General features: G+C 71.8%; 20 protein-coding genes and 1 pseudogene. 11 read left to right on the top strand and 10 right to left on the bottom strand.

Features of this window, described 5'->3' with window-relative positions:
• Positions 1-259: pseudogene (locus AB0B86_RS03025) on the bottom strand (hypothetical protein); the annotation flags it as partial.
• Positions 260-943: 684 nt separating this feature from the next.
• Here AB0B86_RS03025 and AB0B86_RS03020 point away from each other — a divergent pair.
• Entirely contained in the window at positions 944-1285 is a 342-nt protein-coding gene (locus tag AB0B86_RS03020; RefSeq protein WP_357415036.1) for a hypothetical protein, read from the top strand.
• Positions 1282-1941, top strand: a complete 660-nt coding sequence (locus tag AB0B86_RS03015; protein ID WP_357407369.1) for a nucleotidyl transferase AbiEii/AbiGii toxin family protein — start codon at positions 1282-1284, stop codon at positions 1939-1941. Before AB0B86_RS03020 ends, AB0B86_RS03015 begins: the two co-directional genes overlap by 4 nt.
• Before the next feature lie 115 nt (positions 1942-2056).
• Here the strand turns inward: AB0B86_RS03015 and AB0B86_RS03010 are convergent, their stop codons facing one another.
• Positions 2057-2959, bottom strand: a complete 903-nt coding sequence (locus AB0B86_RS03010; RefSeq protein WP_357407371.1) for an SDR family oxidoreductase — start codon at positions 2957-2959, stop codon at positions 2057-2059.
• A gap of 184 nt (positions 2960-3143) precedes the next feature.
• Between AB0B86_RS03010 and AB0B86_RS03005 the strand changes: the two genes are divergently transcribed.
• The gene (locus AB0B86_RS03005; RefSeq protein ID WP_357407373.1) at positions 3144-4934 is read left to right on the top strand and encodes a 5'-nucleotidase C-terminal domain-containing protein; all 1791 of its coding nucleotides are present in this window, start codon (positions 3144-3146) and stop codon (positions 4932-4934) included.
• A 54-nt stretch (positions 4935-4988) separates the two neighbouring features.
• Here the strand turns inward: AB0B86_RS03005 and AB0B86_RS03000 are convergent, their stop codons facing one another.
• Both AB0B86_RS03000 and AB0B86_RS02995 read right to left on the bottom strand, forming a co-directional pair.
• On the bottom strand, positions 4989-5162 hold the full coding sequence (locus AB0B86_RS03000; protein ID WP_357407375.1) for a hypothetical protein: 174 nt from the start codon (positions 5160-5162) through the stop codon (positions 4989-4991).
• 82 nt (positions 5163-5244) lie between these two features.
• Positions 5245-6405, bottom strand: coding sequence for a geranylgeranyl reductase family protein (locus AB0B86_RS02995; RefSeq protein ID WP_357415034.1), 1161 nt, complete (start codon positions 6403-6405; stop codon positions 5245-5247).
• Between the two features lie 159 nt (positions 6406-6564).
• Between AB0B86_RS02995 and AB0B86_RS02990 the strand changes: the two genes are divergently transcribed.
• Positions 6565-6801, top strand: coding sequence for a hypothetical protein (locus AB0B86_RS02990; RefSeq protein WP_357407379.1), 237 nt, complete (start codon positions 6565-6567; stop codon positions 6799-6801).
• 85 nt (positions 6802-6886) lie between these two features.
• Positions 6887-8326 (top strand): MFS transporter, encoded by a 1440-nt coding sequence (locus tag AB0B86_RS02985; RefSeq protein WP_357415032.1) that lies wholly within the window; start codon positions 6887-6889, stop codon positions 8324-8326.
• Positions 8327-8404: 78 nt separating this feature from the next.
• Here the strand turns inward: AB0B86_RS02985 and AB0B86_RS02980 are convergent, their stop codons facing one another.
• Both AB0B86_RS02980 and AB0B86_RS02975 read right to left on the bottom strand, forming a co-directional pair.
• Complete coding sequence (locus AB0B86_RS02980; protein ID WP_357415030.1) at positions 8405-8965, bottom strand: hypothetical protein; 561 nt, start codon at positions 8963-8965, stop codon at positions 8405-8407.
• Between the two features lie 409 nt (positions 8966-9374).
• Positions 9375-9686, bottom strand: coding sequence for a MazG-like family protein (locus AB0B86_RS02975; RefSeq protein WP_357415028.1), 312 nt, complete (start codon positions 9684-9686; stop codon positions 9375-9377).
• A 192-nt stretch (positions 9687-9878) separates the two neighbouring features.
• Here AB0B86_RS02975 and AB0B86_RS02970 point away from each other — a divergent pair, with 192 nt between their 5' ends.
• Positions 9879-11246: a hypothetical protein gene (locus AB0B86_RS02970; protein ID WP_357415026.1), complete on the top strand. Its 1368-nt coding sequence runs from the start codon at positions 9879-9881 to the stop codon at positions 11244-11246.
• 67 nt (positions 11247-11313) lie between these two features.
• Here AB0B86_RS02970 and AB0B86_RS02965 read toward each other — a convergent pair whose 3' ends face one another.
• The gene (locus AB0B86_RS02965; protein WP_357415024.1) at positions 11314-12033 is read right to left on the bottom strand and encodes a hypothetical protein; all 720 of its coding nucleotides are present in this window, start codon (positions 12031-12033) and stop codon (positions 11314-11316) included.
• Positions 12034-12192: 159 nt separating this feature from the next.
• Positions 12193-13362: a DUF3626 domain-containing protein gene (locus AB0B86_RS02960; protein WP_357407392.1), complete on the bottom strand. Its 1170-nt coding sequence runs from the start codon at positions 13360-13362 to the stop codon at positions 12193-12195.
• Positions 13363-13526: 164 nt separating this feature from the next.
• Between AB0B86_RS02960 and tsaA the strand changes: the two genes are divergently transcribed.
• Positions 13527-13955 (top strand): tRNA (N6-threonylcarbamoyladenosine(37)-N6)-methyltransferase TrmO, encoded by a 429-nt coding sequence (gene tsaA / locus AB0B86_RS02955; protein WP_357407394.1) that lies wholly within the window; start codon positions 13527-13529, stop codon positions 13953-13955.
• 36 nt (positions 13956-13991) lie between these two features.
• Here the strand turns inward: tsaA and AB0B86_RS02950 are convergent, their stop codons facing one another.
• Entirely contained in the window at positions 13992-14621 is a 630-nt protein-coding gene (locus AB0B86_RS02950) for an MBL fold metallo-hydrolase (RefSeq protein WP_357407396.1), read from the bottom strand.
• Positions 14621-15706, bottom strand: coding sequence for an S-(hydroxymethyl)mycothiol dehydrogenase (locus AB0B86_RS02945; protein ID WP_357407398.1), 1086 nt, complete (start codon positions 15704-15706; stop codon positions 14621-14623). The genes AB0B86_RS02950 and AB0B86_RS02945 overlap by 1 nt, the downstream gene beginning before the upstream one ends.
• 182 nt (positions 15707-15888) lie before the next feature.
• Here AB0B86_RS02945 and AB0B86_RS02940 point away from each other — a divergent pair, with 182 nt between their 5' ends.
• The 4 genes from AB0B86_RS02940 to AB0B86_RS02925 all read left to right on the top strand — a co-directional run bounded on the left by AB0B86_RS02940 (position 15889) and on the right by AB0B86_RS02925 (position 20699).
• Positions 15889-16308, top strand: coding sequence for a hypothetical protein (locus AB0B86_RS02940; protein WP_357407400.1), 420 nt, complete (start codon positions 15889-15891; stop codon positions 16306-16308).
• A 20-nt stretch (positions 16309-16328) separates the two neighbouring features.
• Entirely contained in the window at positions 16329-17516 is a 1188-nt protein-coding gene (locus AB0B86_RS02935) for a low temperature requirement protein A (protein WP_357407403.1), read from the top strand.
• Positions 17517-17594: 78 nt separating this feature from the next.
• Complete coding sequence (locus AB0B86_RS02930) at positions 17595-19046, top strand: cryptochrome/photolyase family protein (protein WP_357407405.1); 1452 nt, start codon at positions 17595-17597, stop codon at positions 19044-19046.
• A gap of 135 nt (positions 19047-19181) precedes the next feature.
• Complete coding sequence (locus AB0B86_RS02925; RefSeq protein WP_357407406.1) at positions 19182-20699, top strand: hypothetical protein; 1518 nt, start codon at positions 19182-19184, stop codon at positions 20697-20699.
• Positions 20700-20722: the final 23 nt, after the last annotated feature.

The following is a 20722-nucleotide window of genomic DNA, read 5'->3' as shown; positions in this document are numbered from 1 at the left end:
TCGAGATCACCGCGGCCCGCTCCGGCAGACCCGCCTTCTTCGTCGCGGCGATGATCGCCTTGACGTTCGCGGTCTGCTCACCGTTCAGGTCGATGCGGGACTGGTCGCCCTGCGGCTTCGGCGCACTGGTCTGCACCGCCACAGCGGCGGGCTTGGCATCGACCGGGTTCGCGTGGGCGGCGATCGGACCGGCGAACACACCACCGGCGAACGCCAGACCAGCAACAGACAGCACACTCTTACGGATGATCGTGGTCATGGGGAAAGCTCCTTCGGGGGTAAGGACACCCGCCTGAGGGCAACGGATGTGAGCACCTCGTCCGGCGCTGCAAAAACGGGGGAAAGTCTTCGGGGGGTGACGCCTATGGTTACTCGGCGTCTTCCGGCGGCCTGCGAGCGGAGGGCTCGGCGCCGGGGTGCGGCGACCGCCGAGCACGGGGCTCGTGGCGCCGGGTCCCTGTGTAACGACCCCGGGGGCCGGGGTCATTCCGCCGGCGGCCCATCCATCGGCACCGCCGCGGCGTGGTCGTTCGTGGGGACTGCAACGACCGGGCCCCGGCCCGCATTCCAGCCCCGGGGGGCGGGACGGTACGGCGGTGGTGCTGCGATCGTCAGGGGATGTAACGACCCCGGCCCGGCCACGATTCCGGGCCACGGGTGCACCGGGTCACAACCCACAGCGCCCATCAGCGGACAGACCGCCCACATGGCGCCGACCTGCGGCGTCAACCCGCCCCGCACCGGGATGATCGACTCGGGTTCCCGGAGGTCGGGGCATCTGGGACGCCCGGATACCGCGACCTCAGGGAACCCGAGTCGGTCAGGTGCGGACTCGGGCAAAACGGACGAACGTCGGGGGACGACGACCAGGCCGCCGCGTGGTGCGCAGCGCGTTGGGATCGACCTGAGCGACACCGGCTCGGGCGGGCGTTACCCTGACACCATGCAGGCCGTCTCCCCCACCGCGACCGGCGTGGCTTTTCTGGCCCGCCCGGGTCGCCCCGCTGTGGTGGCGCGGACGCTCGCCGAGCTGGCCGGCCCTACCCGAGGTGTGGTGGAGCTACCGGTACGGCTGATGTGGAACGCCGAGCGCACCTTCGACCTCGGCGACCCTGATCAACTGCTCTGGATGTACGAGAACGTGCTGCGGGAGACCGCCAGCGCCGACGACCTGCGCGTCCTGATCAACGGGCGGACACTGCGCCGGGTGTGGCGGCTGCTCAACCTGCCCCGGGGCGTCCGCCTCGCCTGGGAGAGCCGGCACCGCGGCCTGCGCGCGGCGTGATCGCACCCCACCTGCACGACTTCTACCGGGAGGTGGCCCGGGTGGCGCTTGCCGCCGCCGGGCCGTACCGGTTCGTGCTCGGTGGCGGGGTGGCCTGGGCCGCGCACGGGCTGGTCGCCCGACCGACCGAGGACGTCGACCTCTTCGCCGACGTGGAGGGTGCCGCGGCGGCGGCGTCCGCAGGGGTGCGCGGGGCGCTGGAGCGGGCCGGGTTCACCGTCACCGACGCCGACCCGGACAGCGAGCTCGCCGATCTGTTCGACGGGTACGGCCAGGACATGAAGGACTTCGTGGTGAGCCGCGACGGACGGGAGATCCGGCTCAGCCTGGCCCGGTTGGACCGCCAGCAGAGCCCGGTCGTGATGGACCTCGGCCCGGTGATGGACGTGCGCGACCTGGTAGCCAACAAGATCGCGGCGTTGGTCAACCGGCGGGAGGTCCGCGACTTCATCGACGTGGCCGCGGCCCTCGACCACTACGACGTGACCGAACTGTTGGTGCTGGCACGGCAGGTCGACCCCGCGCTCGACCCCGACGACGTGCGCGCCGCCGGCCGTTACCTGGACCGGCTCTCCGACAGGCGCTTCGGCCGGTACGGTCTGGGCGCCGCCGACGTCGCCGCGATCCGGCAACGCTTCGCCGCCTGGCCCCGCTGACCACAAGCCCGCGCGACAGGCACCGTGAGCCGCCCGAATACGGGCCGCGCCTACCACTGACCCGGAACAGGCGGCGCCGGGTGGGCAGCACGGCGGGCGCCCACCCGGCGACTGCTCACTTGGTCGGTCGACCGCCGGTGACCCCCAGGATCTCGCCCGTCACGTAGCTGGACTCCTGCGAGGCGAAGAAGACGTACGCCGGTGCCAGCTCCGCCGGCTGGCCGGGCCGGCCCTCCGGGGTGTCGGTGCCGAACTGCTTCACCTTCTCCTGGGGCATGGTGGCCGGGATCAGTGGCGTCCACACGGGGCCCGGGGCCACCGCGTTGACCCGGATGCCCTGCTCGGCGAGGTCGGCGGCAAGAGCCTTGGTGAAGTTGGCGATCCCCGCCTTGGTGGTGGCGTAGTCAAGCAACTGCGGCGACGGGTCGAACGCCTGGATCGACGCCGTGTTGATGATCGCCGCCCCCTCGGCCAGGTGCGGGATGGCGGCCTTGCAGAGCCAGAACATCGCGTACAGGTTGGTCTTGAGCACCCGGTCGAACTGCTCGGTGCTGATCCCGAGGATCCCCTTGTCCTGCGACATCTGGTACGCCGCGTTGTTCACCAGGATGTCGATGCCACCCAGGTCGCGGACCGCCCGATCGACCAACTCCTGGCAGTGCGCCTCGTCGGTGATGTCGCCACGGACGGCTATGCCGCGCCGGCCGGCGTCCTCGACCAGCCGGATGGTCTCCCGGGCGTCGGCGTCCTCCTCCTCACTCAGGTAGGAGATGAGCACGTCGGCGCCCTCCCGCGCGTAGGCGATGGCGATGGCCCGGCCGATCCCCGAGTCACCACCGGTGATCAGCGCCCGCTTGCCGGTCAGCCTGCCGCTGCCCCGGTACGACTCCTCGCCGTGGTCCGGCTTCGGCGTCATCTGACCGGTCGAGCCGGGCGCTGACTGCTGCTGGGCGGGCTGACCGGACTGCTGGCCGTACTGGCTGGTCGGGTCCTGCTGGGTGTGCTGGTCCTCGCTCACTGAGACTCCTCGCTGCGCGCGGGAAGCGGGCCGCTCCCGCGAATGCCGTCCCTGACCGCCCTACCCCGCACCGGCCTGCGGAAACCGCTGCTCTGCTCGGGGCTGGCGTGGCGGGAGTGACAGCTGCTGGTTATGGTGCGCAAGGCGCTCACGAGGCGCGTCCATCCCCATGGAAAGGCACGTCATGACCTCTCCCTCCGGCCCGTCGCGCCGCCAGGTGCTCGTCGCCGCCGCAGCGGCGGCGACCGCCCCGCTGATCGCCGCCGCGCCCGCGCAGGCGGCCGGCAAGGCACGCCCGCGCACCTGGGACCTCACCCTCCTGGGCACGTCGGACACCCACGGCAACGTCTACAACTGGGACTACTACCGCGACGCCGAGTACGACGACAGCAAGCAGAACGACATCGGCGTGGCGAAGCTGGCCACCCTGATCAACCAGATCCGTCGGGAACGGCGCGGCAAGGCGACGCTGGTGCTCGACGCCGGCGACACGATCCAGGGCACGCCGCTGGCCACGTACTACGCCAAGCAGGAGCCGATCACCGCCACCGGGGAGAAGCACCCGATGGCGCGGGCGATGAACGTCATCGACTACGACGCGGTGACGCTCGGCAACCACGAGTTCAACTACGGTCTGCCGCTGCTGGACCTGTGGATCCGCCAGCTCGGCTTCCCGGCGCTCGCCGCGAACGCGATAAACGCCAAGACCGGCAAGCCGGCCTTCCTGCCGTACGTCATCAAGAAGGTCTCCCTCGGTCTCGGCGCGCCGACCCTGCGGGTCGGCATCCTGGGGCTCACCAACCCCGGCGTGGCCATCTGGGACAAGGGCAACGTCGAGGGCAAGCTGCGCTTCGACGACATGGTCGCGACCGCCGCGAAGTGGGTGCCGATCATGCGGGCCCGCGGCGCGGACCTGGTGCTGATCTCCGCGCACGGCGGTGACAGCGGCACCTCCAGCTACGGCCCGGAGCTGCCGAACGAGAACCCGGTGGCGCTGCTCGCCCAGCAGGTGCCGGGGATCGACGCGATCCTCTTCGGTCACGCGCACAACGAGGTGGCCGAGCGGTTCGTCACCAACGAGCAGACCGGGACGCAGGTGCTGCTCTCCGAGCCGTCGAAGTGGGGCCAGCGGCTCACCCGGATGGACTTCACCCTCACCCGGGAGCGTGGCCGCTGGGCGATCACCAAGAAGGCCGCCAGCATGCTGAACACCAACACTGTGGTCGAGGACCCGAAGGTGCTCGCCGCGGTGCGGGCCCAGCACCAGAAGACCATCGCGTACGTGAACCAGGTGGTGGCCCAGGCCACCGTCGAGATGTCCACTGTCGAGTCCCGGTACAAGGACACTCCCATCCTGGACTTCATCAACCACGTCCAGGCCGAGACCGTCACGAAGGCGCTGGCCGGCACGCAGTACGCCGACCTGCCGGTGCTGTCGCAGGCCTCGCCGTTCAGCCGTACCGCGGTCTTCCCCGCCGGGGACGTCAAGATCCGTGACGTGGCCGGGTTGTACGTGTTCGACAACACCCTCGAAGCGGTGGTGCTCAGCGGCGCCGAGGTGCGCGCGTACCTGGAGTACTCGGCGAAGTACTTCCGGGCCCTCGCCCCGGGAGCCCCGGTCGACCCGGAGCAGATCAGCGACCCGTCGGTGCCGGACTACAACTACGACGCGCTCTCCGGCCTGGACTACGACATCGACATCGCCAAGCCGGTGGGCCAGCGGATCACCCGGCTGGTGCTGCCCGGCACCGACACCCCCGTCGCGGACGACGCGCAGTTCGTGGTGGCGGTGAACAACTACCGGCGCAGCGGTGGCGGCAACTTCCCCGGCATCGTGAAGACCCAGGTCTACAACGCGCAGCAGGAGATCCGTCAGCTACTCATCGACTGGGCGCAGGCCAAGGGGACGATCGACCCGGCCGACTTCTTCCAGCCCAACTGGCGACTGGTACGCGAGGGCGTGCCGGTCTTCTGATCGCCGAAAGCGGGCGGGCCGTGGGTGCTGACACCCGCGGCCCGCCCGCGCGTCTCAGCCCTGCACGTTCCAGCGGACCGGGTCTTCGGCCTTTTCCGGCCGGTCCCGCCCCGGATCGGTCTCGGTCAGCTCGACCCGATCCTCCGGGCGGACCGCGGGCGGCAACTCCCCGAAGCGCGCGTGCCGCAGGAACGCGTACTCGTCGTCGGTGAACGGCTGCTCGGTCATCGGCACCTCCTGGTACTCCCCCGTCATTGTCCGGTGCGCGAGGTGCTGCGTGCCAGGGAGACGTCACACCGCGTAGAGCATCCTAGGATCCTGGGCGAGCAGTGGTGGGCTGTTGACGCCGATCGGGTAGCCGGTCGAGCACCGCGAGGGCCGCCCGGATCGGCCGCCGTCGCAGCATCTCGGCGAAGCTCGCCCGGCCCTGACAGAACTGGACGAACATCCGCCAACCCAGCGGGGTCGCCAACAGCGCGTGGAACACCTCCGGACGCCGGGTGAACACGTCGAGCAGCCGGAACCCCGCCCGCATCTCCGGCACCAGGCGCTCGGCGACCGCCCGTTCGTACCCGGCCAGCTCTCCACTGGCGACCGCCGCACCGGCCAGCTCACCCGAGCGCAACGCGAAGCTGATGCCCTCCCGGCTCCACGGCTCCAACAGCCCCGCCGCGTCCCCCACGACAAGTACCCGGCCGTTACGCAACGGCGAATCCTCCGCGCGGCACCGGGTCAGGTGACCGGAGTCGTGCTCCGCCGGCAACCCGGTAAGCCCCAGCCGGTCGACGAACTGCCGCAGGTACTCCCGGGTGCCCTCCCCCGCGCCCCTTGCGGCGATCACCCCGACGGTCAATCTGTCGTTTTTGGGAAAGACCCAGGCGTACGAGCCCGGCATCGCGCCCCAGTCCAGCAGCAGCCGGCCCCGCCACCGCTCCTGCTCCGCCGGCGGTACCGCGATCTCCAACTCCAGACCCAGGTCCACCTGCCGGTACCGCACCCCCACCTGCCGGGCGGTCACCCCCGACGAGCCATCCGCCCCGATCACCGTCCGGGCCGCGATCGTCGTACCGTCGGCCAGCCGCAGGCGTACCCCCTCGGGGTCCTGCTCGATCGCGCGGACCGCGACCCGCTCGCGCAGCTGCGCGCCGGCGGCGACCGCCGCCGCGCGCAACCGGTCGTCGAACTCCTCGCGGCGCACCATCGTCACCACGGCGCTGTCGTTGCGGCGGGTGAACTCCCGACGGCCGTCCCGGGTGAACGTGACCCGGTCCACCCGGTCCTGCGCGGGCACCTCGATGCGACTGTGCACTGCCGCCAGCGAGGTGCCGATCAGGCCACCACCGCAGGTCTTGTACCGCGGGTGCGCGGCCCGCTCGACAACCAGGGTGGAGACACCCGCGCGGGCAGCGGCGTAGGCCGCCGACAACCCGGCGGGGCCGGCGCCGACGACAACGAGATCCCAGACGATCACGAAAGCAGCCTAGGGGATGGCCACGGCCCCGCCGAGCCGCGCAACGCGCACCGTCGCGGTGCCTGCGCACCGCCCGATCGGGTGCGCATCTTCGGTCGGCCAGGGGGTAACCGGCGCACGGCCGCCGCCGGACGACGGCGGACGAACGAAGGAGGAACCATGCAGCAGGTGCAACTGTCGGAGGCCGAGCAACGGGTGTACCAGGCGGTAACCACTCTCGAGGCGCGTGGACAGGTCCCGTATCCGGATCTGATCGCCCAGGAGTCCGGGCTCACCGAGGAGCAGGTGGGCACCCCACTGCACCTGCTCACCGAGAAGGGTCTGCTGCACCGCGAGGACTCGCCGATGGCGGGTCTCGACTTCGGCCCCCGGTTCTGCGCCCGTCAGATGGCGTGACCCGCGGCACGCGCCGGGACGCTTCGCCCCCCGGTGACCGGGGTAGGGGTCAGCGATGGGCGATCACCTGTCCACGGGGGGCACCATGAGTGCGGCGCAACCGCCGCAGCCGGTGGACGCCGCCGCGAACCGGAGACGCTGGCAGGCCGTCGGCGTCGGGCTGGTCGCCGCGTTCATGACGTTGCTCGACGTCAGCATCGTCAACGTCGCGGTGCCGTCCATCGACCGGGCGCTGCACGCCTCGTCGAGTGACCTCCAGTGGATCCTCTCCGGGTACGCGCTCACCTTCGGCCTGGCGCTGGTGCCCGCGGGTCGCTTCGGTGACGCCCGTGGCCGCCGCAACGCGTTCGTCTTCGGCATCGCACTGTTCACACTGACCAGTGCGCTTGCCGGCCTCGCCACCTCGCCGACCTGGTTGGTGATCGCCCGCCTGCTCCAGGGCGCCGCCGCCGGCGTCGTCAACCCGCAGGTCATCGGCCTGATCCAGCAGCTCTTCCGAGGACCCGAACGGGCCCGCCCGTTCGGGTTGCTCGGCGCCACGATCGGTATCTCCACAGCGGTCGGGCCGCTGCTCGGCGGGCTGCTCATCGCCGTCGGCGGCGAGGAGCACGGGTGGCGGTGGGTCTTCTTCGTCAACGTGCCGGTGGGTGTGCTCGCGGTGATCCTCGGCTGGCGTCTGCTGCCCGGCCGCCCCGCCGGTCAACCCGGTTGGCGACAGCTCGACCCCTTCGGTGTCCTGCTGCTCGGCGTCGGCGTGGTCCTCGTGCTGCTTCCGCTCGTGCAGGAGCAGCAGTGGCGGACCCCCTGGAAGTGGGCGCTCATTCCGGCCGGGCTCGCGGTGCTCGTCGCCTTCGGGCTCTGGGAGCGGCGATACGCCCGCCACCACCAACCGCTGTTCGACCTTCGCCTGTTCAACCTCCAGTCGTACACCCTGGGGTCGCTCATCGCGCTCGTCTACTTCGGCGGCTTCACCGCGATCTTCTTCATCTTCACGCTGTTCCTCCAGATGGGGCTCGGCTACAGCGCGCTCGTCGCGGGCCTGGCCATCACCCCGTTCGCCCTGGGTTCGGCCGCCGCCGCCGTGCTCGGTGGCCGCATCGTCAACCGCATCGGTCGGCCACTTGTCGCCATCGGTCTGCTCACCGTCGTGGTCGGGTTGGTCGCGACTGTTGTCGCGTTGCACCTGGCCCCGCACGCCCCGGCCCCCTGGGTGACGGCCGGCCCGTTGCTCGTCGCCGGCATCGGCAGCGGGCTGGTGATCGCACCCAACCAGACGATCACCCTCGGCGACGTCCCGGTGGCGCTGTCGGGCAGTGGCGCGGGCATGCTCCAGACCGGTCAGCGGATCGGGGCCGCCGCCGGCATCGCCGCCGTCGGTTCGATGTTCTTCTCGTCGCTGGCGGCCAGCCACGGCAACTGGACCACGTCCTTCGAACGGTCGCTCCTGCTGGCCACCGGCATCATCGCGCTCGCGCTGGTCTGCGCACTCGTCGACATCCTCCGCACGCGCCAGCACAAAACCTGACCACACCAGGGGTACGCCGCTGGCCGGCACCCCGGGTTGGGGGGTGCCGGCCAGCGGTCGGTGGTGGTGCGGTGGGGGTCAGCTGTTCCAGTGCTGGCCGACCAGGTCGGTGGCCTGCTGCTCCCACTGGGCGTACGCGTCCGGGTACGCCGAGACCTGCACGGTCTGCGCGGCGTCGGTCAGCGGCATGTCCTGCCACCGGTCAACCTGCTTCAGGCCCTTGAGGAACGCGGTCGTCGAGTACTCGGGGTCGGTGATCTGCTCCGGCGTACCCCAACCACTGGACGGGCGCTGCTGGAACAGGCCCAACGAGTCGTGGTCGTTCCTGTCACCGAGGTGACCCAGGTTCTCCAGCTTCGACTCCTGCAGGCTCGTCGCGATCGAGATCACCGCGGCCCGCTCGGGCAGACCGGCCTTCTTCGTCGCGGCGATGATCGCCTTGACGTTCGCGGTCTGCTCACCGTTCAGGTCGATGTGGGACTGGTCGCCCTGCGGCTTCGGCGCGCTGGTCTGCACCGCCACAGCGGCGGGCTTGGCATCGACCGGGTTCGCGTGGGCGGCGATCGGACCGGCGAACACACCACCGGCGAACGCCAGACCAGCAACAGACAACACGCTCTTACGGATGATCGTGGTCATGGGGAAAGCTCCTTCGGGGGTAAGGACACCCGCCTGAGGGCAACGGATGTGAGCACCTCGTCCGGCGCTGCAAAAACGGGGGAAAGTTTGGGGGGTCGGCGGCCTGCGAGCGGGGGCTCGCGGCGCCAGGTCCCTGTGTAACGACCGGGGGGCCGGGGTCATTCCGGGGGCGGCCGATCCATCGGCACCCCCGCGGCGTGGTCGTTCGTGGGGACTGTAACGACCGGGCCTCGGCCCGCATTCCAGCCCCGGGGGCGGGGCGGTGGTGCTGCGATCGTCAGGGTGTGTAACGACCCCGGCCCGGCCACGATTCCGGGCCACGGGTGCGACAGGTCACCGGCCAAACGCCTCGAACCCGACAAACGGCCCCGGCCGGCCGGGGCGGCGACGCCGCAGGGCCGCCCCCGCCTCACCCGGTCAGCCGGGAGCGGACCTTCGCCGCGCAGGCGTCCAGGACGGTCTGGGCATCCAACCCGAGGCTCTCGATGGCCACCAACGCCGTGAAGGCGACATCCGCCAACTCCGCCGCAACGTCCGCCCGGCTGTGGGTGACACCTTTGCGAGGATTCTGCCCGAGCAGACCGATCCAGGCCGCCGACGCCTCCCCCGCCTCCTCGGTCAGCTTCAGGATGCGGCAGGTCAGTTCGGTCTGCCCGGTCCCATTCGCCGCGTCCAACCAGTTACGCGACGCCCGGGCCGCCTCCCAGATCAACTCGTCCACGCCGACAAGTCAACCCGACCGACCCGGCCGCGCTGGCAACCGGGTACGCCCACCCGGTGCCGGTTGACCGGACGGTCAGCGCAGCCATTGACACCCGTCGACGGCGGCCCTAGGTTCAGGGCGCTACCGGCCGGTAGGCAACCGTCCCGCCTGGTCGCCCCCGGGGCGACATCCGTCCGATGGGGAGCATCGATGCTGTCCGCACCCGTTCGTACCCTCCGCCGGCTGCTCGCCGCCAGCGCGACGCTCACCCTGGCGGTCGGGCTGGCCGGTGCCCCGCCGGCCGGCGCCACCGGTCGCGACCCGAGCGGCGGCCAACCGCTGCCCGGGTACACCATCGAGAACCCGCAGTTGGCGCCACTGGTCGTGGGCGGCCGGCAGACGACGGTACGGCAGGGCGTGCACCGCCACGCCGGCTACATCATCGAGGTCCCCGCCCGGTGGAACGGGGACCTGGTGCTGTGGGCGCACGGCTACCGGGGCCAGGGCACGGTCCTCACACCGGAGCAGCCGGCCTTCGGGTTGCGCGAACGTCTCCTGGCACAGGGGTACGCCTGGGCATCGTCGTCGTACGACCGCAACGGCTTCGACATCCGCTCCGGGGTGCTGAGCACCAAGGCGCTCGCCGACCACTTCGGGCGGACCGTCCGCCGGCCGCACCACACCTACCTGGCCGGGGTGTCGATGGGCGGGTACGTCATCGGTCGCTCGCTCGAGCAGTACCCCGGCTACTACGACGGGGCGCTGCCGATGTGCGGGGTGCTCGGTGACCAGACGCTGCTCGACTTCTACCTGGACTACAACCTGGTCGCGCAGGCGCTCGCCGAGGTGCCGGCCTATCCCACCCCGGCCGACTACCTGACAAACGCCGTACCCCGCATCCAGGTGGCGCTCGGCCTGGCGGGGCTGACCCCCACCGGACCGGACACCACCACCGAGCGGGGCCGGCAACTGCGGGCGATCACCGTGAACCGCTCGGGCGGGCCCCGTCCGGGTGCCGACGCCGCGTTCGCGGTGTGGAAGGACTTCCTCTTCTCGATCACTGTGACAAGTGGTGGCGACTCCCCCGCCGAACGGCCCGGACAGCTTTCCACGAACCTGCTGACCCGCTACACCCCGAACAGCCCGGTCGACGTCAACGCCACGGTACGGCGGGTCGCCCCGGAGAACGTCGTACAGCGGCTGCTGCCGACGTTGACCGAGGTGCCGCGGATCGCCGGTCGGCCCACCGCCCCGGTGCTCAGCCTGCACGGCCTCGGTGACCTGTTCGTTCCGTTCAGCATGGAGCAGGCGTACGCCACCGACGTGGCGCGCAACGGTCGCGGCAGGCTGGTGGTCCAGCGGGCCATCCGGGCCACGCAGCACTGCGAGTTCACCCCGGCCGAGGCCGGTGCCGGCTGGGACGACCTGATGTCCTGGGTACGCACCGGCAGGCGCCCGGCCGGCGACACCGTGACGGACCCGGCAGTGGTGGCGCGGCCCGACTACGGCTGCCGGTTCAGTGACCGCGACGCGTACGCCGCCGGGGTCGGCACCCGCCGGCTCTACCCGGCCTGCTGATCCGGGCGACGAACGCGAACCGGCCGGCCCCCGTGGAACGGGAGCCGGCCGGCTGGCTGTGCGGATGTCACCACAACTGCTGGACGATGTCCGCCGCCTGCTCCTCCCACTGCGCGTACGCGTAGGGGAAGGCGGAGACCTGGACGGTCTGCGCGGCGGCGGTCAGCGGCAGGTCCTGCCAGCCGCCAACGTTGCGCAGCGCGGTGAAGAACGCCGTGGCGGCGTACTCCGGGTCGGTGATCTGGTCGGGCGTGCCCCAACCGGACGACGGGCGCTGCTGGAACAGCCCCTGCGAGTCGTGGTCGTTGTACACGCCGAGGTGGCCGAGGTTGTAGAGCTTCGACTCCTGCAGCGAGGTGGCGACGCCGATCACCGCACCCCGGTCACCGACGCCGGTCTTCTTGGCCGCGTCGACGATCGCCCGCGCGTTCGCCAGCTGCGCGTCATCGAGCGGGATACGCGACTGCGCGCCTTCGATGCCGTGCGGGATCAGCTGGTCGCGGCTGGGCTTGCCGGCCGGCGGCTTGCCGGTGGCGGAGCCGGTGGTCAGCCCCGACTCGATCGGCTGGTCCTGCTGACGCGCCGGGCTGGCGGTCTTGGCCTTGCCGGTGGCCAGGTCGATGGCGGCCACGGCACCCTGGTGGGGGCCGGAGGTGACCGGGGCGGCCGCCGCTGTCGGCGCGAGTGCCAGACCGCCGAGGGCGGCCACACCCACAACGCTCAGCGCGGTCTTGCGGTACGAGTCCTTCGCGATGGCGGGGAGCCATCGAGTGAAGTCGACCTTCACGATGGTTGCCCTCTCGATCGTGCGGAGCGCTCCGGGGTGAACGCTCCTCGGGAGATGACCGCGGGAAGGGGTTTCGACTCCGGCGGTATGGGGGACACAACCGGGTTCACCTGTCGGGCATTCCGGAAATGCCCGTACGCCGGCCAGCTGCGGTCCCGGTCACCTCCGAAAATCGGACACCGGGCGCGGTATTGGCGACAGTGGCACAGACCGGTGCGGCGTGCCGTGGCGGACCAGCACGTGCCAGAGCTGCTTGAGGTGCTGGAGGGTGTCCGCGATCGGGCCGCGGTCCGCCCACCGCTGCGGCTCGATCACCACCGACGCGGCCGCCCGGCCGACAAGCGCCGCGTCCACCGGATCACCAGCCTGGGCGAACTCCCGGTGCACGCGGGCTGCCAGCACCGGGATCGCCGGGCCCCGGAACTCCGCGTCGACTTGATCGACGGCCAGCACGAAGCCGGGGTGCCAGCGCACCGGGAAACCGTGGCGCTCGGCGATCGACACAAGCGTGGCACCGGTCGGGGTGCCGGCGAAGGACGGGTCCAGCACCAACTCCTCGACGTCGTGCGCGAGGTCGAGCGAGCCGTGGACCTGGGCCTCCACATAGTCGTCGAGCGCCCGACCGACCGGGCCCGGGGTGGTCGGCGGGTGCCCCAACGCTCGCACCAGCGTGGCCACGTCCGTCCCGGCACGCCCCAGGCAGTCACCGGTGGCGGCGGCCTGGGCCAGCAGCCCGGCGAGCACCGCCTCGAACGCGTCGGCCGTGCCCACCACCTCCGGGCTCAGGTGGCTGTCACCGAGACAGAAGGTCGCCCGGCTCAGCACCGCCTGCCGCAGCCGAAGGTGACAGGAGCCGAAGCGGGGGCAGGCGCCGTCGGCGTAGCCGAGCAGGTTCAGGCCGCCGTACACCGGCCGCTGCGCCGGCGTCACCCCGGGCCGCTGGTACGCGCCGTCGAACATCCGGTGTTCCCACCGGTCCCGGTCACCACCGGGGTACGCGGTGAGCCCACCGTTGGAGATCCCGGTGACGAACTGGCTGCGGTACACCCCGTCCTCGGCGAGGGCGTCGGCGACGCTCCGACCGTCGGCACCCAGCCGGTCGGGGTGGAAGTTGACGGTGAGCCGCCCGGTCCGGATGGCCGCCAACAGGCGTTCCGGGGGCTGGCCGATGTCGGCGGCGGCGAGGTGCCGGGCAATCGCGACAAGCGCGCCAGCACGCTCGGCCATCGCCAGCGACCGCACGTGGGCGACGGCGGCGGCCTGCGTCGAAGTGAGCGTGGCGACGCGCCGGCCGCCCCGCTCAGAGGTCCCCGTCGAGTCCTTCGCCATCGTCGTGCGTCCCGGTGCGCGGCCCCTGGGGAATGGTGAGGTGCGGGTCGTCCGGGTGGGAGTTGGGCGACTGCCAGGGCGTGCGGGCAGGCGGATCGGCGGCCATGTGCGGGATCCTAGCGCCACGACCGGACTAGGCTGGGACCGTCCAGAGGGGAGCGACGGTGGCCGAAGTGACGAGCGGTGACGCGTACCTGCTGCGCCCGGTCGGGCGGGTCGCCTCGCCGCTTACCGACGCGGCGAGCGCGCCGCGGCAGGGCGACGAGGGTGCGCCGCCGGCGTGGTTGATCTTCGACGCGTCTGTCGAGCGGGCCCTGCGCGACCTGCGGGTCGGCGCGGAGCTGCTGGTGCTTACCTGGCTGGACCGCGCCCGTCGGGACGTGCTGGCGGTGCACCCGCGCGGCGACGGGAGCCGGCCGGAGACCGGGGTGTTCACCACCCGCTCCCCGCACCGACCCAACCCGATCGGGCTGCACCGGGTGCGGGTGCTGACGGTGGCCGGCCTGCGGGTCCAGGTGGCTGACCTGGAGGCCCTGGACGGGACCCCGGTCCTGGATGTCAAGCCGGTGCTGGGCGCGGTCGACGACCGCTGAGCCGTCGACCGCGCGCCAGCCGGCCGTCGTGCAGGCTCAGTGGCCGCGAGCGAGCCACTCCGGCAGGTGGGGTGCCTCCGCGCCGATTGTGGTGTCGTCGCCGTGGCCGGTGTGCACGACAGTCTCCGCCGGCAGGGTGAGCAGCCGGGTCCGGATCGAGGCGACGATGGTGTCGAAGTCGCTGTACGAGCGGCCGGTCGCGCCCGGGCCGCCGGCGAAGAGCGTGTCGCCGGTGAACACCACACCCAGGTCGGGGGCGTGGAAGCTGCACGCGCCGGGGCTGTGCCCGGGGGTGTGCAGCACCCGCAGCGTGGTGCCGGCCACCTCGATGCCCTGCCCGTCGTGCAGTTCGCCGTGCGGCGGTAGCTGCGGGTGGACCAGATCCCAGAGGACCCGGTCGGCGGCGTGCAGCAGCACCGGCGCACCGCTGGCCTCGGCCAGCTCCGGCGCCACCCGGACGTGGTCGTCGTGGGCGTGGGTGGCCAGGATGGCCCGGACCCGGCGGTCGCCCACCAGGGCGAGGATCGTGGCGACGTCATGCGGCGCGTCCAGGACGACACACTCGCTGTCGTCGCCGATCACCCAGACGTTGTTGTCCACGTCGAACGTCTGCCCGTCCAGGCTGAACGTGCCGGAAGTGACCGCGTGGTCGACGCGGGCGGTCATCAGAACACCACCACCGAGCGGAGCACGTCGCCGTGGTGCATCCGGTCGAAGGCGGTCTCGACCTGGTCGAGCGTGATCTCCTCGGTGACGAACGCGTCCAGGTCGAGGCGGCCCTGCAGGTACAGCTCGGTGAGCATCGGGAAGTCCCGGCTGGGCAGGCAGTCGCCGTACCAGCTGGACTTCAGCGCACCACCGCGTCCGAAGACGTCGAGCAGCGGCAGCTCGATCCGCATCTGCGGGGTCGGTACGCCGACCAGCACCACGGTGCCGGCCAGGTCCCGGGCGTAGAACGCCTGCTTCCAGGTCTCCGGCCGGCCCACCGCGTCGATCACCACGTCGGCGCCGAAGCCACCGGTGGCGGCCCGGATCGCCTCGACCGGGTCGGTCTCGGACGCGTTCACCGTGTGCGTGGCGCCGAACCTGCGGGCCCAGTCCAGCTTGCGGCTGTCGGTGTCCACCGCGACGATCGTGGTGGCGCCGGCGAGGGCCGCACCGGCGACCGCCGCGTCCCCGACTCCCCCGCAGCCGATCACCGCGACCGAGTCACCGCGGCTGACGTTGCCGGTGTTCATCGCGGCGCCCAGGCCGGCCATCACCCCGCAGCCGAGCAGGCCCACGGCGGCCGGCCGGGCGGCCGGATCCACCTTCGTGCACTGCCCCGCGTGCACAAGGGTCTTCTCGGCGAACGCGCCGATGCCCAGCGCCGGGGCCAGCTCGGTGCCGTCGGTCAGGGTCATCCGCTGCGTGGCGTTGTGGGTGTTGAAGCAGTACCACGGGCGGCCCCGGCGGCACGCGCGGCAGACGCCGCAGACCGCACGCCAGTTGAGCACCACGAAATCACCAGGGGCGACGTCGGTGACACCGTCGCCGACCTGCTCCACGATGCCGGCCGCCTCGTGGCCGAGCAGGAACGGATAGTCGTCGTTGATGCCGCCCTCGCGGTAGTGCAGGTCGGTGTGGCAGACGCCGCAGGACTGGATCCGGACGATCGCCTCACCGGGACCGGGATCGGGCACCACGATGGTGGTGACCTCGACCGGCGCGCCCTTGCTGCGGGAGATGACTCCCCGGACTTCCTGGCTCACTTCGCCTCCTGGTGGTGTGCGGCAGGGCCGGACGCCGGGTGGGCAGGTGCGCCACGGGCTCGGCGGCGGGCCCCCGGCGAACCTACCGCGACCACCACCACCAGCCCAGCCGGCCGAACGGGTTATCGCGGGCGGTGCGGGGTACGCGGGCCGCATTCGACAACGGCACACGAGGAGTGATCATGAAGCTCGCGCACCTGCCGCTCCGGCTCAGCATCGGCGCGTACTTTCTGAACTCGGGTCTGGGCAAGCGCAACCTGGAGGGTGCCGCCGCGGAGGGCATGCACGGGATGGCGGTCGCCGCCATGCCGCAACTCGGCCAGTTGGACCCGACCCGGTTCGCGAAACTGCTGTCGTACTCGGAGATCGCGCTGGGGGCCGCGCTGCTCGCGCCGGTCGTCCCGGCCCCCCTGGTCGGGTTGGGTCTTACCGCGTTCGGCGTGGGCCTGGTGCAGCTGTACCTGAAGACGCCGGGGATGCGGGAGCCCGGTAGCGTTCGCCCGACCCAGCAGGGCTCCGGGCTCGCCAAGGACGTCTGGCTGGTCGGTGCCGGCCTGACGCTGGTGTTGGAGGGGTTGACCCACGGCCGCCGCCGCCGGTGAACCACACCTGAGGAGCGGCGGTGACCCATTCCCGTTCGGTGCGGCCGTTCTACCGGCCGATGCGGCCGCGTCGACGCGACGAGCCGCACCGCGCCGCCACCCCGCTGGAACTCTTCTTCGACCTGTGTTTCGTGGTGGCCGTCGCGCAGGCGGCCGGCAGCCTGCACCACGATGTCGCCGAGGGCCACCTCGGCCACGCCGCGACCAGCTACGCCATGGTGTTCTTCGCAATCTGGTGGTCGTGGGTGAACTTCACCTGGTTCGCCTCGGCGTACGACACCGACGACGACGTCTACCGGATCACCACCCTGGTGCAGATCTCCGGGGCGCTGATCCTGGCCGCCGGAGTGCCGCGCGCCTTCGCCGACGGTGACTTCGCCGTCATCACCTACGGGTACGTGGTGATGCGGCTGGCCGCCGTCGTGCACTGGACCCGGGCCGCCGCCGGCGACCCCCGGCACCGCCCGGCGGCCCGCCGTTACGCAATCGGGGTGACAGTGGTGCAGCTCGGCTGGCTGCTGCGGCTGGCACTACCCGCCGACTGGGGCATCGCGACGTTCGTGCTGCTGGCGCTGGCCGACGTGCTGGTGCCGGCGGTGGCCGAACGCCCCGGCATGACCCCCTGGCACCCTCGGCACATCGCCGAACGGTACGGGCTGTTCACCCTGATCGTGCTCGGTGAGACAGTCCTGGCCATCTCACTCGCGATCCAGACCGGGCTCGACGCCGGGGAGCACGACCTCTGGTCGCTCGCGGCGGCCGGCGCACTCATCGTGTTCGCGCTCTGGTGGCTCTACTTCGATCGGCCCAGCGAGGCGCCCGACCGGCTGCCCTACTCGCTGGTCTGGGGCTACGGCCACTACCTGATCTTCGCCGCGATCGCCGCGATCGGCGCCGGACTGGGGGTGTCGGTGGACGTCGAGCGGCACCTCGCGCACGTCTCGGCACGCACCGCCGGGTACGCGGTGGCCATCCCGATCACCGTCTTCCTGCTCACGGTCTGGGTGCTGCACGTACGCCAGCAGCAGCACGGCGCGGTGGTCGTCGCCTTCCCCGTCGTCGCGCTGCTGGCGCTGCTCGCGCCGCTCGGCCCGGCCCCGGTGTCCGTGCTCGCGGCGCTGCTTGTCGCCCTCGTGACGCTCACCGTGCTGCTGCGTCGCCGCGACGTCGGGCCGAGCGCCGCGGTCGCCGGTGCCGGCCCGTCCTGACCCGCCCGCCGCCAGCCCCGGGCCCGACTCCCGGTGCGGCGCCGGGCACCCGAGCCGGCGGGTAGGCAGAATTGCGGAATGCCTCCCCGCCGATGGTTGCTCGCCGATCAGCTCGGGCCGCACTTCCTCGACGGCCCCGACCAGCCGGTGTTGCTTGTGGAGATCCGGGACCTGTTCCGCCGCCGGCCCCTGCACCGGCAGAAGGCGCATCTGATCCTGTCCGCGCTGCGCCACCGTGCCGCCGAGCTGGGTGACCGGGCGCTGCTGCTGCGCACCGACACGTTCCGGCAGGCGTTGACGCAGGTCGGTGCACCACTTGAGGTGTGCCATCCGCACTCCTGGGCGGCGCTGCGCTTCGCCAGGTCGGTGCCGGGGCTTACCGTGCTGCCACCGCGCGGCTTCGTCACCAGCCACACCGACTTCGTCGCCTGGGCGGACCGCCCCCGACGCGGCCCGCTGCGGATGACCGATTTCTACCGGCACGCCCGCCGCCGCCACGAGGTGCTGACCGCCGCGACCGGGCCGGCACGCCGACCGCGGAGCGAGCAGCGGGGGGAACCTGTCGCCCCACCGCCACCCCCGCCGATCGTCGAGGACGACATCGACGCGCAGGTCCGCCGCGACCTGGACCGGTGGGCCGCCGACGGGGTGCGGTTCGTCGGCCGCGACGGTCCCCGGCGGCACCCGGCCACCCACACCGAGGCGCAGGCCCGACTCGCGCACTTCCTGACCCACCGGCTACCCGGGTACGGCCGCTACACCGGCGTGATGAGCGGCGCGGACCCGCTGCTCGCGCACTCGGCCCTCTCGTCCTCGTTCAACCTGGGGTTGCTGCACCCGGAGCCGGTGGTACGCGCCGCCGAGCAGGCGTGGCGGGCCGGCGCGGCACCGCGGACGGCGGTGGAGCCGTTCATCCGGGGGCTACTCGGCTGGCGGGAGTTCCTCTGGCAGCTGTACTGGTACTTCGAGCCGCAGTACCGGGGAGCGAACTGGCTGGCCGCGACCGAGCCGCTGCCGCGGTGGTTCGCCGAGCTGGACGCCGACGCGGTGGAGGCCCGCTGCCTGGCCGACGTTCTCACGGCCGTCCGCGATCGGGCGTGGACGCACCACACGCCCCGGCTGCTGGTGCTGGCGAACTACGCCCTGCAACGCGGCTGGCGCCCCACCGAGGTGGCGGACTGGTTCCAGCGCTGCTTCGTCGACGGCACCGAGTGGGTGATGAACGCGACGGTGATCGGCATGAGCCAGTACGCCGACCTGGCCCGGGTGGACACCCGCCCGTACGCGGTGGACGGCACCGACATCGACGAGATCAGCGACTACTGCACCGGCTGCCGCTACCTCCCGCACCGCGCGCTCGGCGACCTGGCCTGCCCGTACACCGGGGGTTTCGAGAGTTTCCTGCACCGCAACCGGGCCCGGCTGACCACCGATGCCCGGCTCGCCGCCGAGCTGAGCCGCCGCGACGAGCCGGAACACCGCGAGGCGGTGCTGGCCCAGGAGGAGAAGCGGGGCAGCACACCACCGTGACCGCGGCGATTGACCCCGGTCGTGGTGTACGCAATGATTCCCGTAAACGTCAGCTGATAGCCAGCGCTTGCGCATCTGCTGGTGATGCGAGACGGCGATCGGGCGTCAGCGTCTCACGGGGGAGTTCTCTGCCAAATGACCATGTCCAGAATCAGGTCCGCCACCACCCCGGAGTCCCAGGCGCGGGTAGCCGGGGCCGACGAACCGCACAATCCGCGACTGGCCGTCAGTCGTCGTCGCCTGCTCGCCGGCGGGTCCATAGTGGCCGCCTCGCTTGTGGGCCAGGGCCTCGTCGGCAACTCCGCACTGGGGGCGACCCGCACCGAGCTGTCGGTCGGGAAGGTCGACATCACTCCGGCGGCCGGCGCCTACCTGGCCGGTTACGGCGTGGACGTGCCCCGCAGGTCGACCGGGACCGCCGCCGCACTGTTCGCCAGGTGCACGATCCTCTGGTCCGCGGGCGTGCCGCACGTCATCGTCAGCGTCGATGTGCTCGGCTTCGCGCGCGCCCTGCACAGGTCGATCCGCAGTCAGGTGCGCGGCCTCGGCCTGGCGTCGGAGAACTTCGCGCTGACGGCGACCCACACCCACAACGGTCCCGTCCTCATCGACAAACTGGACCCGTTCATCGCGTACGGGATGGACTCGGCCCAACAGGCCCAGGTGCGTGCCGACAGCGACCGGTTGGCCGCGCGAATCGTGCGACTGGTCCGTGCCACGCTCGACGGCCCACGAACGGCGTGCAGCCTCGACTACCAGGTCACCAGCCAGCACTTCTCCTACAACCGGGAAGGGCTGTCGTACGTCGAGTCGGACGTGCCCGTGCTGACCGCCCGCACGCCGGGCGGTCAGCCCCTGGCCGTGCTGTTCAGCTACGGCTGCCACCCGGTGACAGCCGGATCCCAGACCCTGTTCGACCCGGACTACCCGGGGGACGCTGTCGCGCGGGTCGAGCGGGCGACCGGCGCCTTCGCCCAGTTCCTCCTCGGGCCGGCCGGCGACCAGAACCCCGACGGCGCGCGGGGCTGGGCCCAGCGGAGCCTGCGGGGCGCCGACCTCGCGCAGGCCGTCACGACAGCGATGCTGCGCCCGGGTCGGCCGGTCGCCGGCCCGACGACGGCCCACTACCGGGAGGTGACCCTGCCGCTCGAGGTGACACCAACCGCTGACAACCTCCGGCAGGTGCTCGCCGCCTACACGGTGCGGTCGAACAACGCCGGCCTGCCGGGTTACTACCGGCGGCACGCGCAACAGATGATCTCGCAGATCGAGGCCGGCACTGTCGCCACGTCGATCCCGGTGCCCATCCAGTCCTGGCGGTTCTCCGGCAGCCCCGACCTCCGGCTGCTGCTGGCCGGCGGCGAGATCGTGTCCGGATACGCCGTCTACTTCCGCGCGAGATACGGCACGTCGAGCCAGCTGCTGTTCGCCGGCTACGCGAACGAGGTGCCCGCGTACCTCCCGAGTGACGAACTGCTCCGGCGGGCGTCGACGTACGCCGGCGGGTCCGACAGCGACTTCCCGGGCATCGCCGGTGGCTCGATGACCGTCTACGGCTGGATGGGCCACCTCAGAGGGAAGCCGACAGCCGAATCTCCCGACGGAGCAGAGCAACTTCTCATCAGCGCGATCGACGCGGCGCTGACGGCGTAACGGCCACCGTGGGCGGTATGCCG

Source organism: Micromonospora sp. NPDC049047 (genome assembly GCF_040649135.1).
Classification (GTDB): domain Bacteria; phylum Actinomycetota; class Actinomycetes; order Mycobacteriales; family Micromonosporaceae; genus Micromonospora.
This window is presented reverse-complemented; position numbering and strand designations above follow the sequence as displayed.